General features: G+C 68.1%; 9 protein-coding genes and 4 pseudogenes. 5 read left to right on the forward strand and 8 right to left on the reverse strand.

The genetic code is table 11. The features are described 5' to 3' along the window. Window positions 1-303: 303 nt before the first annotated feature. Window positions 304-681 (reverse strand): hypothetical protein, encoded by a 378-nt coding sequence (locus ACIPSA_RS45000; protein ID WP_402646464.1) that lies wholly within the window; start codon window positions 679-681, stop codon window positions 304-306. Window positions 682-1,024: 343 nt separating this feature from the next. Between ACIPSA_RS45000 and ACIPSA_RS45005 the strand changes: the two genes are divergently transcribed. Further along, entirely contained in the window at window positions 1,025-1,495 is a 471-nt protein-coding gene (locus tag ACIPSA_RS45005; protein ID WP_402646467.1) for a hypothetical protein, read from the forward strand. Here the strand turns inward: ACIPSA_RS45005 and ACIPSA_RS45010 are convergent. From ACIPSA_RS45010 to ACIPSA_RS45025, 4 genes and pseudogenes are all read right to left on the reverse strand, one after another. After that, window positions 1,467-2,279 carry an IS5 family transposase gene (locus ACIPSA_RS45010; RefSeq protein ID WP_402646469.1) on the reverse strand — a complete coding sequence of 271 codons (813 nt, stop codon included), beginning with the start codon at window positions 2,277-2,279 and terminating at the stop codon, window positions 1,467-1,469. The two genes, ACIPSA_RS45005 and ACIPSA_RS45010, sit on opposite strands and share 29 nt — an antisense overlap. A gap of 437 nt (window positions 2,280-2,716) precedes the next feature. Beyond that, a complete protein-coding gene (locus ACIPSA_RS45015) occupies window positions 2,717-3,196 on the reverse strand; it encodes a hypothetical protein (RefSeq protein ID WP_402646472.1) in 480 nt (159 codons plus the stop codon). Between the two features lie 271 nt (window positions 3,197-3,467). Next, window positions 3,468-8,375 (reverse strand): RICIN domain-containing protein, encoded by a 4,908-nt coding sequence (locus tag ACIPSA_RS45020; RefSeq protein ID WP_402646473.1) that lies wholly within the window; start codon window positions 8,373-8,375, stop codon window positions 3,468-3,470. 688 nt (window positions 8,376-9,063) lie between these two features. Further along, a pseudogene (locus tag ACIPSA_RS45025) lies at window positions 9,064-9,165 on the reverse strand (Tn3 family transposase); the annotation flags it as partial. Window positions 9,166-9,217: 52 nt separating this feature from the next. On the opposite strand from ACIPSA_RS45025, the pseudogene ACIPSA_RS45030 reads away from it, so the two are divergent. The 3 genes and pseudogenes from ACIPSA_RS45030 to ACIPSA_RS45040 form a co-directional block, all read left to right on the forward strand. Further along, window positions 9,218-9,684 (forward strand): annotated as a pseudogene (locus ACIPSA_RS45030) (Tn3 family transposase); the annotation flags it as partial. Between the two features lie 137 nt (window positions 9,685-9,821). After that, the gene (locus ACIPSA_RS45035) at window positions 9,822-10,556 is read left to right on the forward strand and encodes a MerR family transcriptional regulator (protein ID WP_402646474.1); all 735 of its coding nucleotides are present in this window, start codon (window positions 9,822-9,824) and stop codon (window positions 10,554-10,556) included. Continuing rightward, window positions 10,553-11,392, forward strand: coding sequence for a hypothetical protein (locus ACIPSA_RS45040; protein ID WP_402646477.1), 840 nt, complete (start codon window positions 10,553-10,555; stop codon window positions 11,390-11,392). The genes ACIPSA_RS45035 and ACIPSA_RS45040 overlap by 4 nt, the downstream gene beginning before the upstream one ends. Before the next feature lie 117 nt (window positions 11,393-11,509). Here ACIPSA_RS45040 and ACIPSA_RS45045 read toward each other — a convergent pair. Beyond that, window positions 11,510-11,620 (reverse strand): annotated as a pseudogene (locus ACIPSA_RS45045) (helix-turn-helix domain-containing protein); the annotation flags it as partial. A gap of 272 nt (window positions 11,621-11,892) precedes the next feature. Between ACIPSA_RS45045 and ACIPSA_RS45050 the strand changes: the two are divergent. Then, window positions 11,893-12,768 carry a hypothetical protein gene (locus tag ACIPSA_RS45050; protein ID WP_402646480.1) on the forward strand — a complete coding sequence of 292 codons (876 nt, stop codon included), beginning with the start codon at window positions 11,893-11,895 and terminating at the stop codon, window positions 12,766-12,768. A gap of 248 nt (window positions 12,769-13,016) precedes the next feature. Here the strand turns inward: ACIPSA_RS45050 and ACIPSA_RS45055 are convergent. Beyond that, window positions 13,017-13,307 (reverse strand): annotated as a pseudogene (locus ACIPSA_RS45055) (integrase core domain-containing protein); the annotation flags it as partial. A gap of 4 nt (window positions 13,308-13,311) precedes the next feature. Next, window positions 13,312-14,511 carry an IS30 family transposase gene (locus ACIPSA_RS45060; protein ID WP_402646705.1) on the reverse strand — a complete coding sequence of 400 codons (1,200 nt, stop codon included), beginning with the start codon at window positions 14,509-14,511 and terminating at the stop codon, window positions 13,312-13,314. Window positions 14,512-14,750: the final 239 nt, after the last annotated feature.

The raw sequence follows: 14,750 nt of genomic DNA on the forward strand, positions 1-14,750 counted from the left end.
GCTACCTCACCCCGCTGGAGACCCGGCAGCGTCTGGATCAAGAACACGCCCTCGTAGCGTAAGCATCGAGTGTCCAAGATCACGGGGAAGCTTCAGGCTGGTGTCCCGTCGTAGATGATCTGGTCCCTACCTGTGGCCGTGACCTGCGACGACCAGATTGGTTGAGAAGCCAGGGTGCAGGTTTTCTCAGTTGATCTGGTCTTTCCAGCGCAGATGTCGGTTGTTGTCTCGGTGGATCTGGTCCTCTCCGTCGGGCTGCTGACCCGACCGTCCGGACGCGCGAGAGGGCATCCGGACGCAGGTTCAGTTCTCGTGTGGTGGGGCGGCGGCGAGGAGTTCGCGCTTCACGTGCTCGTAGTCGGCCAGGACTTGCGGGTCGCCTTGGTGATAGTCGGTCCAGAATCCGGGGCGCTGCCAGCGGGCGTCCGCAAGGCGGGTGCGGCCGTCGGCGATGACCAGGGTCCAGCCGGGGGGTATTCGGGTGTCCACTGTCTCGAAGTCGGCGGAGTCCCAGAGCAGTCCGGGGTCTGGTGTGCCGGGGCCTAGCACGCGGATCTGGCAATCGATGTCGTAGGCGACCATCTCCAGAACCGGGTAGACACCGCCCACCCGGATCCCGTCGTACTCCGCGACTGGGATGTCGGCCGCGGGATGGATGATCTGCAGGCATCTGACTTTCATGGGAAGAGTCTCGCCCAGTCGATCCCCGGTCGTTGTCCGGGTCGCCGCGACGGTTCCAGCAAGGCGGCCACGTCCGGAGCATCGCTGACGACCAGACTCTGCCCCGGAAAGGCACCGCGGGCCCAAACCGTCTGAGATGACGAGCGAATCGGACCAGATCACTTGAGACGGGGACCAAATCGGTTGAGACGGGACAGCTGGACAGCCGGCGGCCCGGTCCACTCAGACGCCATCCGCTTTCCGAACGTGATCGTTTGGTTCGGGTTGGATGGGCATGAACCCCCGGTGACGGCGGGAGAGATGGGGACGGTTCGTCCGCTCGCGTCGCTCGTGGAGGTGGCTGGTGCCGTCGGTGCTTGGTCTGCTGGAGGCCCGGGAGAAGAGGGTCCGGGAAGAGGTGGCGCGGTTGCGGGAGGAGGCCGAGCGGGTGCAGGTCGCGCTCGGTGAGGCGGAACGCGCACTTCAGCGTCTTACGGATGCCCGCGTGACGGTGGCCGAGGTGCTGGCCGAGCCGTCTTCCGTGGTCGCGGAGCCGGTGGGGAGCACGGTGGCGGGGGCGGTGGTGCCGCGACGGGCCGAGGGCATGGCGGCGAAGGTCTTGGCGCCGGACTACCAGCGGATCGTGTCGGTGCTGGAGTCGCAAGCGGGCCGGGAGAGCATGCGCTGTCAGCAGCTGGCGGCGGCCCTGGGCATGGAGGCGGTCCCGGCGAAGGTCGAGGGGCTGCGGTCGAAGGCGAAACGCCTGGTGGAGCGGGGGTGGGCCCAGCAGGTCCGGCCGGGGGTGTTCACCGCACTCGCGGGACCGGCCGGCTGAAGGCAGCCGGGCGGCGTCCGGCCAGGCGTCCGGCCAGGCGGCCGGTCATCAGCATGGTCATGGACCACAGCACCATGGCCTCGTGCATGGCGGGCAGCGTCTCGTAGTCACGCACCAGACGGCGCGAACGCATCAGCCAGCTCAGCGTTCTCTCCACCACCCACCTGCGCGGCAGCACCACGAAGCCCGTCGTGTCGTCGGTGCGTTTGACGATCTCGAGGGTGAGGCGGAGATTCTCGCGGGCGAAGTCGACCAGGCTGCCGGCATAGCCGCCGTCCGCCCACACCAGGCGGATGGAGAAGTACTGCCGTCGCAGCCGCTGAAGCAGCGGCACTGCAGCGTCACGGTCCTGCACGCTCGCCGCGGTCACCGCGACGGCCAGGACCAGGCCGAGGCAGTCCACCAACAGGTGCCGCTTGCGCCCGCCCACCTTCTTTCCGCCGTCCCAGCCGGACGTTGAGCGCGGGATGTTCGCAGCCGCCCGCACCGACTGCGAGTCCACGATCGCGGCCGTCGGATCCGGCGAACGACCCTCCTTCTGACGGACCTTGTCGCGCAGCCGGTCGTGGAGCTCGGCGAGCAGCCCCCTGAGCTGCCAGCGGCGGGCAAAAGCATGCACGCGCCGATACGGCGGGAAGTCCGCGGGCAGGTTGGCCCACTTCACTCCGTTGTCGACTACATAGCGGACCGCGTCGATCATCTGCCGGTGGCAGTAACCCTCCGGCCGCCCGCCGTGACCCTCCAGCCAGGCCGGAACGGCAGCACGACCCGGATGACCTGCCACTCCGCCTCCGTCATGTCGGAGACATAGCTCCGAGTGCGGTCCGGCCGGTCTGCCGCGTTGCCGAACCTGTGCGCGAGGCAGTCACACGACAGGGACGGCGAGTTGGACTCCACGCACGCGAGCGCGAAAGACTGCAGCAACAGGGCCTCCTGGTACTCGGATTGGTTCGCACCCCCGAACTACCAAGAGGCCCTGCTGTCATGCGCCGGCTCTCGCGCGATCACCCGATCAGGAACTCTGTTCGACCAGACCAGCCCCGTGATCGATATGCGGATGGCGTCTGAGGCTACCGGCGGTGTGTCGCTGGCGCCGATACCGGATGCGGTGGCGTTGTGCCAACTGGCGCAGTGCCAGGCCGCCGCCATCCGCGTACCTGATGACGAGGATGTAGCAGCACCGCCAACGCCCGCTGTCACCCCACCCTGCGCTGTGCAGGTTTACGAACGCAGCTCACCACGGGAATCGACAAACGATGAAGCCATGTCGGCAAGATCAGCCAATTCGACATCAGCCAGAATCTCACCACCAGGCGACGATTGCACAGAAAAGCGACCGTTACCCTGCGGTTCGATGCAAATCTCACCAGCATCCCTCTTAAAGGGATCAATAGCCAACCGCAAGACGTCGTGAGAGAAGAACGGAAACATGCCGCTCAAGCGAGAGTTTGACCGCAGCGCGGCCAGCATCTCACGATGAGAGATGTGGTTATCATCCGCCAAAAGGATGCTCCAGGCTGTTTCCGCGGGTTCGCCGCGCTCGTAGCCTTCAGCCATTTTGGAAAACTCAATGAACGGAAAGCGCTCACGCAGAGGCGCAAGAAGCACACCGCTCCGCCATGCGTCGATCACTTCTGCAATGTCTCCCAGGGCGGCCGTGCTCCCGTTTGCCCAGACGAAATCACCCTCGGCACTGTCCATGGAGATTGAAAAGGCTCTCCGGTTCAGGACCGTGCTGATTCTGATGAGTCCACGACTCGAAGCAACCTCGGCAGTGCGATACACGCTGAGCCCTCGATCCGAGGCAGGTCGTACGTCTCCAAGGTCGAGACCACAGTTTTCCGCAAGGCGACGAAGCGCCTGAGACAGACCACCATTCGTCACTAGCTCTGGGTAGTACTTTGCGTCTGGAGCTTCAGCGAAGCTAGCCACCGGCATATCCACGGCCCTCAGGTCTCTTCCATGCTGTTGGTTACGGTTCACCAGGACCCCACAATAGCCACATCTTGGCAAGGGCGGGGTCTGTCGACCAGGCTGGCTGCTCCAATGGCAGCACGTCTCCGGCTGCATCGTAGAAGGTTATCGAACCCCATGACCGTTTCCCTGAAACCACCGACTTTGCAAGCCATGCCATCTCCTGCTCGGTCGCCTTCGATCCCGTCGACATACCTCTCAGTGCCGAACCGGTAAAGCCGCCAGCGAATCCCTTGGTATTGACGTGAATGCGAATATCATGGTTGTCGATGGCCGCCATGACCGACTCTTGCCAAGTTCTCCCGTCCGGGAGCTTACCCATGTAGTGGGTGAAGCCATTGTCAAGAGCCCACTCGACAGTCCCCATATCCTGCGCACCGAGTGCCACATCGGTACAGTTCGTGTTATGGACCAGCACCGGTGTGTCGCCGGCGAGCACATAGTACGTGTGGAGGTTGTCGATCGTGAGGTTGTAGGCGGAGTGGAGACGGTGAAAGTGGTGGACGCGGACCACGGTGACGGTCTCACCGTTATTGGTGCGCAGGGTCTGGCCTGGTTTGAGGTCGCCGGCGTCGGTCCAGCGACGGGTGCTGGGTGACCAGAAGGGGTGGTGCTGTGTGGCGGTGATCCGTGCCTTGCCGACGTTGATCGTGATGTCGGCGAAGTCGGTGTCGTCGGGCGTGTAGATGGTGCTGGTGACGGTGTGGTTTTCGGTGCGGCCGCTTTCAGGATCGGTTGCCAGGACCATATCGCCGGTCCGGACGTCCTCAATCTTCTTGGTTGTGCCGTCGGCCATCAGCACTCGCGTGGTGCCGGGGAAGCTGTTGCGCTCGCAAGCCTTGGCAATAGCCTCACTGGCTTTGGCGGCGATGCCGGCGATGGCTTCGTCAGACAGGTGGAGCGTGCGAAGGGCTTTCCACGCGTCGGTAAAGCCGATGCCGGTCCTGGCAGCTGCGTCGAGAGCCTTGACGGCACGCGCGATCGGGCCGAGTGCGTCTTCGACCGGGACGTATGTGGCGATGCTCCAGGCGCAGGCGGACTTGCTGCCGTGCCAGCAGTCCATCAGGTCTGCGGCGAAGAAGTGGAACAGGATCGATCCGGCCACGTCGCCGAAGAGGCTCTGCCATCCGGCTTCGACGATCTGTTTGCCGGTGAACTTGTGCGTCCAGCCGTCGATCTTGATGTTCTTCAGCGTCGTCCGCTGGAGGAACTCCCACGCCCGCTTCGGGCACCCGTCGGCCGTGGCCTGGGCCTGGTCGTCGGTGCAAAGGTAGAAGTCGGCCTCGTAGGTGACGACCAGGTCGTACATCGCGTCGCAGCCCTTGAAGGCCGCCTCCGGCATCCCCGGGCATGTGCCGATCTGCTTGGAGCTGACGATCTCGACGGTGGACTCGTCCGGAACGGCGAACACACCGGGAATGCCCGTACCAGACCCCTGTGATGCTTCCTTGTTGGCCTCCGCCTTTTCCGCCCTGTCGGCGGCGTCCTGAGCTTCCTTGGCGTACTTGTCGGCGTCCTTGGCGGCCTGTTCGGCTTCGGTTGCCGCTGCGTCGGCGCGGTCGGCTGCGGAGCGGGCGTCCTTGGCGTCCTGTTCGGCCTGAGCGGCTGCGGAGCGGGCGGCTTCGGCGTCGAGTTCGGCGGTGTCGGCGGAGTCGCGGGCGTCCTTGGCGTAGCCCTCGGCGTTTCCGGCCGCCTTGTCGGCGGCTGCCGCGTCGTCGGCGGCCTGTTTGTCGTACTCGATGGTGCGGGCCAGTGATGCCTGCGCCGCTGCCGCGGCCTTGGCGGCGTCGGCCGCGTAGCTGAGGGCGTCCTTGGAGTAGGTGCGGGCGTCGGCGGCGTACTGGGCGGCGTTGGCCGCGTGCTGGTAGGCCTCCTTGGCGTCGCCCTTGGCCTGGTCGGCGAGGTTCTTGGCGGCCTGGGCCTCGGCGGCGGCGTTCTTGGCGTGGGCGTCGGCGACGGCCTGCTGCTGGTCGGCGATCGTCTTCGATGCCTGTCCGGTCAGCACGACCAGGCCGGCCGCCGAGTCGGTGTCGACATAGCGCGAGCCGAGCTGGATGGCGTCGTTGGCCGGGTTGACGACCTGCTGAGCCGCCTTGCCGGCGTCCACGGCGGCCTGGGCGGTGACATGGGCGAAACCGGCTGCCTTTGCCGAGGCGGCGAGTGCCTTGGCTGCTTCGGCGTTGGCGGCGTCGGCCTGGGTCTTGGCGTCCTTGGCGTGCTGTTCGGCCTCGTCGGCGAGCTTGACCGCGGCCTTGGCCTCGGCGGAGGCGTCCTGGGAGGCCTTGATGGCGTCGGCGACCGCGCTGGTCGCGGTCTTCACGGCCGCGTCCGCCTTCAGCTTGTCCGCCTGGGCGGCGTCCGCGGCGGCGCGGGCCCGCTTGGCGGCCGCCTCGGCGCGGGTTGCCGCGGCGTCCGCGTCGGCCGCTGCCTTGGTCGCGGCGTCGGCCTCGGAGCGGGCCTTCGTCGCCGCTGTTTCGGCGTCGTCGGCGGCCTTGTCGGCGTCGTTCGCCGCGGCGCGGGCCGCGTCCGCTGCGGCCCCGGAGTCGAGGGAGTCGGCGTAGGCGGTTTTGGCGTCGGCCTTCGCCCGCGCCGCGTCGGCCTTCTGCTCCGCGTCCCAGGCGTCGTCCCGCATGGACTTGGCGTGGTCGCGTGCGTTGACCGCGTCGTCCCGCCGGGCCCCGGCGGTCTTCTCCGCGGCCTCCGCCTTGTCCTTGGCGTCCTTCGCCTTCGTCGCCTGGGACTCGGCGTTCTTCCTGTGCTCGGCGGCCTCGGCCCGCTTGACCGCGGCGTTCTCCTTCTCCGCCTTGGCCGTCTTCTCCTCGGCCTCGGCGGCGAGCCGCTTGGCGTGCGCGTCGGCGGCGGCCGCCTTCGCGTCACCCTCGGCCGTCAGCGTGTCGGCGAGCTTGGCCTGCGCGGTCTCCTTGTCCTTCTTGGCGTTGTCCCGGTGGATCTTTGCGGCGTCGGCGGCTGCCTTGGCCTGCAACTCGGCGGTCTTCGCGGCTTCCTTGCGGAACTCGGCCTTCGACTGGGCGGCCTGGGCCAGGGCGCGCTCCGCGATGGTCGCGCTGTCACTGGCGGAGGCACGGGTGGCGGACTCGGCGGTCTCACCGGCCTTCTCCATTGCCGTGAGCGCGGCTACCGCACCCTGGGTGACCTGTGCCTTCTGCTGGCCCACCAGCAGACCACGGCCGCGGGGCGCGCCGTTGGTGTCCGCGATGCCGTAGGCGGTCTGGATGGCCGCGTCCGATGTCGTGGCGGCCTTCTGCGCGGCGGTGAGCTGCGCCTTGAGTACGGCGAGCTGCTTCTTCGCGCCGGCCTGGGCGGCCGCGACACCGGCCTTCGCCTTGTCGAACTGGGCCTTGTCCGGGTAGCCGAGCTTGTCGTCGCCGTTGTGGCCGGTCGGCTTGATGTCGAACTTCTGCGCGTCACTGCCGTTGCACGTGTACAGCTGGGCGTCGTTGCCGTTGTCGAAGGTGTGCAGGTCCAGGCACTTGCCCGTGCCGTTGTTCTTCAGGCTGGTGGCGCCGCGCAGTTCGGATGTCCAGGTCTGCGACGCGGCGGTCTTGCACGACGAGATCTGGATCTTCGTGCCGTTCGCCGTGTTGTTGCCTGCCACGTCCAGGCACTTGAGGGCGTTGACGTTCTGCAGGTGAAGGCTGTCCTCGCCGCCCCAGAGCACCCACTGCTGGGCCGCACTGCCGTTGCAGGTGTACACCTGGACCGGCGTGCCGTTGTCCTTCTTGCCGCCCTGGACGTCCAGGCACTTGTCCTTGTCGGCGTGCACCTCGATGACCGTCGGGCTGTCGCCGACCCAGCCCAGACCGCCCGGCAGCCAGTAGTCCTGCCAGCGCGCGAGGTGGTCGGCGACCCAGGAGTGGCCCAGCATGTCGCTGAGAGCCTTCGCGCCCTTGGAAAGGGCACTGACGGCATTCTCGTTCGCGTCGATGATCTGGTTGCGCTGGGCGGCCTGGGAGGCGACCTCCTGCTGCCACTCACCGGCCGCGGTGGCGGTGATGTCACCCAGGACGTTGTCCGGGTCGAGCGGTTCGCGCCAACCGCACGCGGCGAAGCGGGACTTCACATCCTCCACGGCGATGCGGTACTCCGGCGTGCCCGGCTGCGGCGCGGTACGCGGGAAGCCACCGGAGGTCAGGAAGATACGGGCGTCGTCGGCACCGGCGTGGCTGGAGGAACCGTTGTGCATCCACTCGAAGGCGTTGTGCTCGTCGAGCGCACGGTTCCATTCCGCCTGCGTCATGCCCGTCGGGTCGGGGTCCTTGCCGTAGAGCGGACCGCCCAGAGCGTCGACGGCCTTGAGGGTCTTCTCGTCGGCCTTCGGGGTGGCGTCGTTGTAGAAGTCGTCGTCGGTCTTCCAGAACCGGTCGGCGACCCAGGCCGACAGACCGGTTTGGTTGTAGAAGCTCTGGTCGCCGTCGGGCGGCCAGTGGAACCCGGTGACCGTGAACCCGTCGGGAGTGGCGAGGCCGTCGAGCGGTTTGCCCCACGCGTCCCGCTGGGCGGAGAGCGCGTCCAGCTCCTTGTCGGCCGCGTCCCGGTCCTTCTTGAACGCCACGGCCAGCGGCGTCTGCTCCCAGTGCTTACGGTCGGCCAGGACGTGGAGCTTGTCGGCGGGCTGGTTGAGGCCGTCCTGGGCGGTCGTGGCCATCGACGGGCCGCCGAGCCGCAGCACGTCGGCCATCAGGCACTGGTCCTGCCGCAGTTGCTCGGCGGCGGTGTCCTCGTACCAGGGGTCAGAGTCACCCACCGGCTCGGCGCCCAGGCTGGTCAGGCCGGGCTGAACCGCGAGACCGGCCAGGACGGCCAGCGCGGCGACGGAGGTGACGGCGGAGGTGAGCTTTTGTGATCTTCGCGTTCCGGGCAGCCGGAACCACGGTCTGGGGTGCAAGAAAGCATCCCTTTCTGCCTTCAGAGGGGGTGCCGGAAGAGCGGCCGAAGAGTCAGGGCGACGGTGCCAGTACGGTCCCCGAGATGCTGATGAACCCTCAGAAACCCTGGTTCACGAATGGCTTGCCGCCTACGTCCGGTACCGCGGCATAGCAATGCAACCTCTCCCCGTGAGCGACGGCGTTCCCCCGGTCGCTGGTCGATGTGTGCGCACGCGGAACTGGTCAGGCTCCGTCACGCACGGCCACACCTTACGCAGCCACAACATCGATCGAAAAGGTGTTCGCATCACGCGAGGAGGCGTTGGCGCGAAATCACCTACCGCTCAGTAACTTGCCGTCCGAGTCCGCCCAAGTCCCCGAGGCCCGCCATTTCAAGGAGATACCCCTGTGCTTCCTGTGTGCACAAGTGATGCCGTGGCGTGGATCCCTCGCACGAAGATGGCCGATCTTCGCCCCTACCGGGCGGATGCGTCCACCCGCCGAAGCCCCTCGTATCCCAGTGGGCATTTCCGATATTGGGCACCTGAAACGCGGACCCTCTGGCACAGCTGTCCCGCCTGCCCGACCCGCGCCGCCGCCAGAGCCGCCGCGACCCACCGCCGTATGTCAGGGCGAGCATCGGTGTGGCCCCGTGCGGCGTGCGAAGCGGAGCACGGGGTCGTAAGAACCCCGCTGTCCTGTCAGAGCGGGGGTCGGGTGGCCTTCGCGTCCGAACATCCGCAGCAGGTCGTAGGCGCGAACCTGGTTGGTGACCAGGGAACCGGCGACCCGGAGCATGTCCGGCCAGTGAGCGTATCGCTCGGCGTGCGGACTTCGCGCATAGCCTCGTGCGTTCGTGCTGCCCCGCCCGCTGGGGCAGGCATTCGCCGAGTACGGCCGGATCGCCAAGACCGAGCACCTGCTCCGCGTCGTCGACCCGGTCGACGACACCTACCGGCGCCAGATGAACCGCCAGCTCACCGTGCAGGAGTCCCGGCACAAGCTGGCCCGCGACGTGTGCCACGGCAAGCGCGTCACCATCCACCAGGCGTACCGGGACGGGATGGAGGACCAGCTCGGCTCACTGGGCCTGGTCCTCAACGCCGTGGTGCTCTGGACCGCCCGGTACATCGACGCCGCCGTCGCCCGGCTCCGTGCCGAGGGCCACGAGATCCGGGACGAGGACATCGCCCGCCTGCCCCGCTCAAGCACCGCAACCTCAACGTCCTGGGCCGTTACAGCTTCACCGCCTCTACCCTGGCTGGCGGCGCCCTACGCCCGCTTCGTGACCCGGACACAGTGGAACTCGACGAGGACGACGAGGGGTAGCGGGAGCGGACTCTGGCCAGATACGTGCGCTGGCGAGGCCGTACCACTCCGGTGTGTAGACGCGCTTGAACCGTTTTGCGCCCGATGATGCTTTCGCCGCTTGACCTTGACGCAACGGCAGGGTTTCTACTGGCGGCATGCGAATCGGAGAGATCGCCGCGCTCGTGGGGCTCACCACCCGGGCGATCCGGCACTACCACCATGTCGGGCTGCTTCCGGAACCGGAGAGGCGCCCCAACGGCTACCGGGCCTACAGCGTCCGCGACGCCGTCCTGCTCGCCCGGGTGCGCCGGCTCACCGAACTCGGCCTCAGCCTCGATGAAGTGCGCGCCGCCCTCGCCGACGATGCCGGGCGCGAACTGACCGAGATATTGGAAGAACTCGATGCCGACCTGGCCCGCCAGGAAGCCGACATCAGGGAGCGCCGCTGCCGGCTCGGCGCCCTGCTTGCCGAGCCGCCCGGCGCGACCGGGCCCGTCTCACCCGCCCTCGCCGCACTGCTGGCACAGGCCCCCCGAACAGACTCGCCGAGCGCGACCAAGGACCGCGAGTACCTCACACTGCTGGACGCCACCAGCACCGGTAACCAAGAGAATTTCGCGCTGCTCGGAACGCTGATCGCCGATCCCGCCGTTGTCGAACTGTATGAGCGCCTTGACGCGCTCGCCGATGCCCCCACCGACGATCCGAGGATCGCACCCCTGGCAGCTGACCTGATGGCAGCCGTCCCCGAGGAGCTTTTCGCCGCGATCCCCGAGGACGGGGTGGTCGTGACCGGATTCAAGGAGGCGCTGCTCGCCGAGTACACCCCAGCGCAGGCGGAAGTCGTGGGCCGGCTCATGGAGGCTCTCGTGGAAAGGGGCCGGGGATGAGCGGCCGGGCAAGGGGCGTACGGGCGGCGCGCGTCGCGGTAGCCGCCGTACTGCCGGGGGAACTGACACTGGCGGCCTGCCTGGTGGCCGGGGTCCGGCCACCCGGGTGGGCGCTGGCGGGCGCCGAAGCGCTGGTGCTCGCAGTGCTGCTGCTGGAAGCCTGGGTGCTGCGCTCTCTGTACGCCGCCGCGCGCGCCCGCGGCGCGGACCGCCGGGCAGCGCTGCGGGCTGCCGTACGGGAGGCGGTGCCGGTGACGGCCCGCCGCCTGGTCCTCCACGAGCTGCGCGCCCTCGCCTCCCTGGGGCGGTGGGTCCGGCGCGGCACGCACGGGGTGCGACCCGGGGACCTCGCTGCCGCGTACACCGGGCCCCAGACCGCGATGATGTACGGGCTGCTCTTCGTGATGGTGATCGAGACAGTGGGCCTGGCCTTCCTCATCCCTTGGCCGGCGGTCCACCGGGTGATCCTGGTACTCGACCTGTACGGCGTCGTCCTCGTGCTGGCCCTGCACGCCGCCTGCGTGACCCGGCCGCACGTCGTGCGCCCCGATGGCTCTCTGCGGATCCGCTACGGAGCCCTCTTCGACCTCGCCGTACCGCCGGACGCGGTCGCCTCGGTCCGGGTCGACCGGCGCTATCCCGAGGGCCGTCTGATCACCCTCTCCGAGGACGGGGTCCTCGACCTGATCGTGGGCAGCCAGACCTCGGTGACCCTGGAGCTGAACCGGCCACTCCCCTTCACCCGCCCGCTCGGCGCAACGGAAGAGGCCCACACCATCCGCTTCCATGCCGACGACCCGCGCGCACTGGTCAGCGCGCTCCGTCAGCCCGCCTGAGCACCCAGGTCGGTTCCGACCGCACAGACGGAGCGGTAGACAACTTAACCAATTCGGCGGAACCGACGACTCCTGGCAGGCCTCCAGCCCAACGACGTTCCCTGGCCGCCATCACACTCACTTCGATCGGCCGGGCGATCCCTTGGACAGCACGCCCGTCTCACCACGCTCCCGCCAGGCCCGGCGCCATCGCTCCACCGACCGCTCGCTCACCCGCAACGCGGCCGCTGTCGGCGTACAGGCTTATCTCCCCAGCCCGGTACGAGCGAACGTCCTCGACCGCCTGACCGCCATATGCCCGGGGCCGGCCGCTGACCAGTCGGCCCCGGGCATAGGGCGGTCGGTCCAGAGTGGGGCGTAGCCCCATCGTGCAGTGACGCCCGCCCGTCGGCGTATGCGCTGAACTGCGGGCGCGGGAGAACCAGGTTGCGAGGCGGTCGGAGCTGCGGTGGAATCGGGCGGCCTGTGCAGTTGCGGCCCGGGCGGGGAGGGATCGGTTCATGGACAGGTCGACAGTGCTGGACAGCGTGCTGCAGCAAGCGCACGTGGTCCAGGTCAGCTCGGTGAGCGGGGTCGGGGCGGTCGGAGGGATCTGGGTGGACCTCTCCAATCCGGCGGAGTCGGTCCAGTTCAGGACGGCCATGGCCGTGGAATCGCTGCCTGGGTTCCGCTGCATGTGCCTCGGGGACGTCCGCTTTGAGGTGTTCGACCAAGAGGGTGGGCGGCTCGCAGTCGTCGTCCTGCACCACGGGGCGACACTGAGGTGGGGGCAGTGGGAGAGTGACGCCGTCCTCGCCGACGGCCGCTTGCTCCTGGCCTGGCTGGACGGGCACGGCATGCCCGACCCCCTGCAGCAGTTCGAGGCCGACCGGCAGCGAACGGAGGAAGGCGCCGAAGAGGAGCGCAGCTGGGTGGCCGCGATGCCCGCCGGACTGGAGGGGACCGTCGACCGGATCCTCGATCTCTCCCGAACCGGCAGCAGTCCTTCCCCCGAATTGCTCGCGGAACTCGCAGACCGACTGCACCTGACGTTCCCCGACTCGGTAGAACGGGTGCTGGCCCTGCTCGACTGGTACGGATCCGGCAGCGGGCGCTGCTCCGGCCACCCCGTCCACGAGAGCGTGCCTGGCGAACTGCTCGGCAGGGTGCCGATCGCCGACCTCCTCGCCGCCCTGGCCGACCCGCGGGCCGAGGAGCGGCACGACGCCGGGGCCGTACGGCATCTGGTGGGCTGGAAGACCCGCCCGCGCCAGAAGCGGGACGTCGCCGGCCTGCCCGAACCACTGCGCGCCCGACTGCTGGCGCACGCCCGTCGCTCTGGAGACTCCGACAAGCAGGGCCGCGTCGAACGGTGGTTGGCACCCCTGCGGGCCTGAGAAGCCGGGTGGCTCTGGCTGCCCGACATGCGCACGGCCACCTTCAGGATGGGGACGTATCGCTGTACCTCACTGGCCACGTTCGGGTGTACGCCGACACGGCGGCCCGAACGGGAGCTTCCCCGCCTCTCGGACAGCGGCCAGCAGCGGCGCTACTTCCTCTGGAACGTCACGTCCCAGTCTCCAGGTGTCCGCGATCAAGGGGAAGGTTCAGTCGGGCCCTTCCCCGTGATCGTGGACACCGGTTGTCATGCGGCGGTGGCCAGCGTAGTTGATCGTTGCTCGTAGGTGATCGGGCTGATCTGGCCGAGGCGGGAGTGCCGTCGACGGGTGTTGTAGCGGGTCGCCCAGCGGAAGACCGCGAGGCGGGCCTCACTGGCCCCGTTCCACCGCTTGCGGCCCTGGAGCGTCTCGCGCTTCATGGTCGCGTTCAGACTCTCCGCGGCGGCGTTGTCCGCACTCGTGCCGACCGCGCCGCGTGATCTGGTCACACCCAGCTCCGAGCAGACCTGGGCGAACTCCTTCGGCACATATTGGGCGAGTTCAACCGGTCGTTGCAACACCGGGTTGTTGTAGTGAGCGTAGCTGTTCCTCGAAGACCTCGGCCGGGGTCTTCCAGCCGAGGATCTTGCGGGGTCGGTTATTGATGGCCAGGGCGACGGCTTCGAGGTCCTCGGCGGACCACCGGGACAGGTCGGTGCCCTTCGGGAAGTACTGACGCAGCAGCCCGTTCGTGTTCTCGTTCGTGGGTCGCTGCCAGGGCGAGTGCGGATCGGCGAAAAACACCTTCGTCCCGGTCTCGAGCGCGAACTGGGCATGCCCGGAGAGTTCCTTCCCGCGGTCCCAGGTCAGGGTCTTGCGGAGCTGCTCGGGTAGCTTCGTCATCGACTCAGTCAGGGCAGTGTTCATCGCGACGGCGCCGTAACCGCCCAACGGCGGGCCGTTCTTCACCGGCGGCACCTCGCTCCAGCCCTCCATCCTCGGCAGATGCACCAGGAGTGTAGATCGGCTGCTGCGCTCGACGAGCGTGCCGATAGCGGACCGGCCCGTCCCAATGATCAGATCGCCTTCCCAATGCCCCGGGACCGCACGGTCCGCGGCCTCTGCAGGACGTTCACTGAGGACGACATCCGCCGTGACATGCCCTTGCGGCTTGTTCCGTGACCTCGACCGAGGCTCTCGAAGTGCCCGCCCGGTGCGCAGGCAGGCGACCAGCTCCCGCTTGAGCGCACCACGGCCCTCAATGAACAGCGACTGGTAGATCGCCTCGTGGCTGATGCGCATGGACTCATCCTCGGGGAAGTCGGCCTTCAACCGGTACGAGATCTGTTCCGGGCTCCATGCTGTCGCCCACCGCCTGTCTTGCCGGTGCGGCTTGTTCAGCCCCTTCCACGGAGGCGTCTGCGGTCCCGCGACGACCGTCCCGTCAGGCCGGTGAACGTTCCCCGAAAGCCTCTCCTGCACGTACTGGCGCAACCGGTCGTTGCCCAGGAGCTTCGCGCTCTTCGGGCGCTTGGCCGCCTGCTGAGCCTTCCACTGGGCGACCGTCGCGCGGTACTCCTGCTTGCCGCCGCGCGTGGCGGCGTTGCGGCGCAGTTCGCGAGAGATTGTCCCGGGGGCACGCCCCAGGGCGCGGGCGATCTCGCGCACGCCCTTGCTCGTCGCCCTGAGGATCGCAATCTCCTCGCGCTCCTCGAACGTGAGGTACCGGCCCGAGGGCTCGGCCAACGAGATCGGCGGCATGCCGCCAGCGTGACGAAACCACCTCGCACCCACCGGCCACGACACGCCGACCGCCAGCGACGCCTCCACCGTCGTGACCCCCGTGGCGATAAGTCGCCAGAACTGGCGCTGCACGACCCGAGACGGATCAGGCCGCCCGGGCGAACGCATCGCCGGCCGCAACGCACGATCAGCGCGCCACTGCCGACGCCGCCCCTCCGGAACATCGCTGGTCTTCAAACTCCAGTCCGCCGTGGCCA

The sequence above is a fragment of the Streptomyces sp. NPDC086549 genome, from assembly GCF_044746205.1.
Classification (GTDB): Bacteria; Actinomycetota; Actinomycetes; order Streptomycetales; family Streptomycetaceae; genus Streptomyces.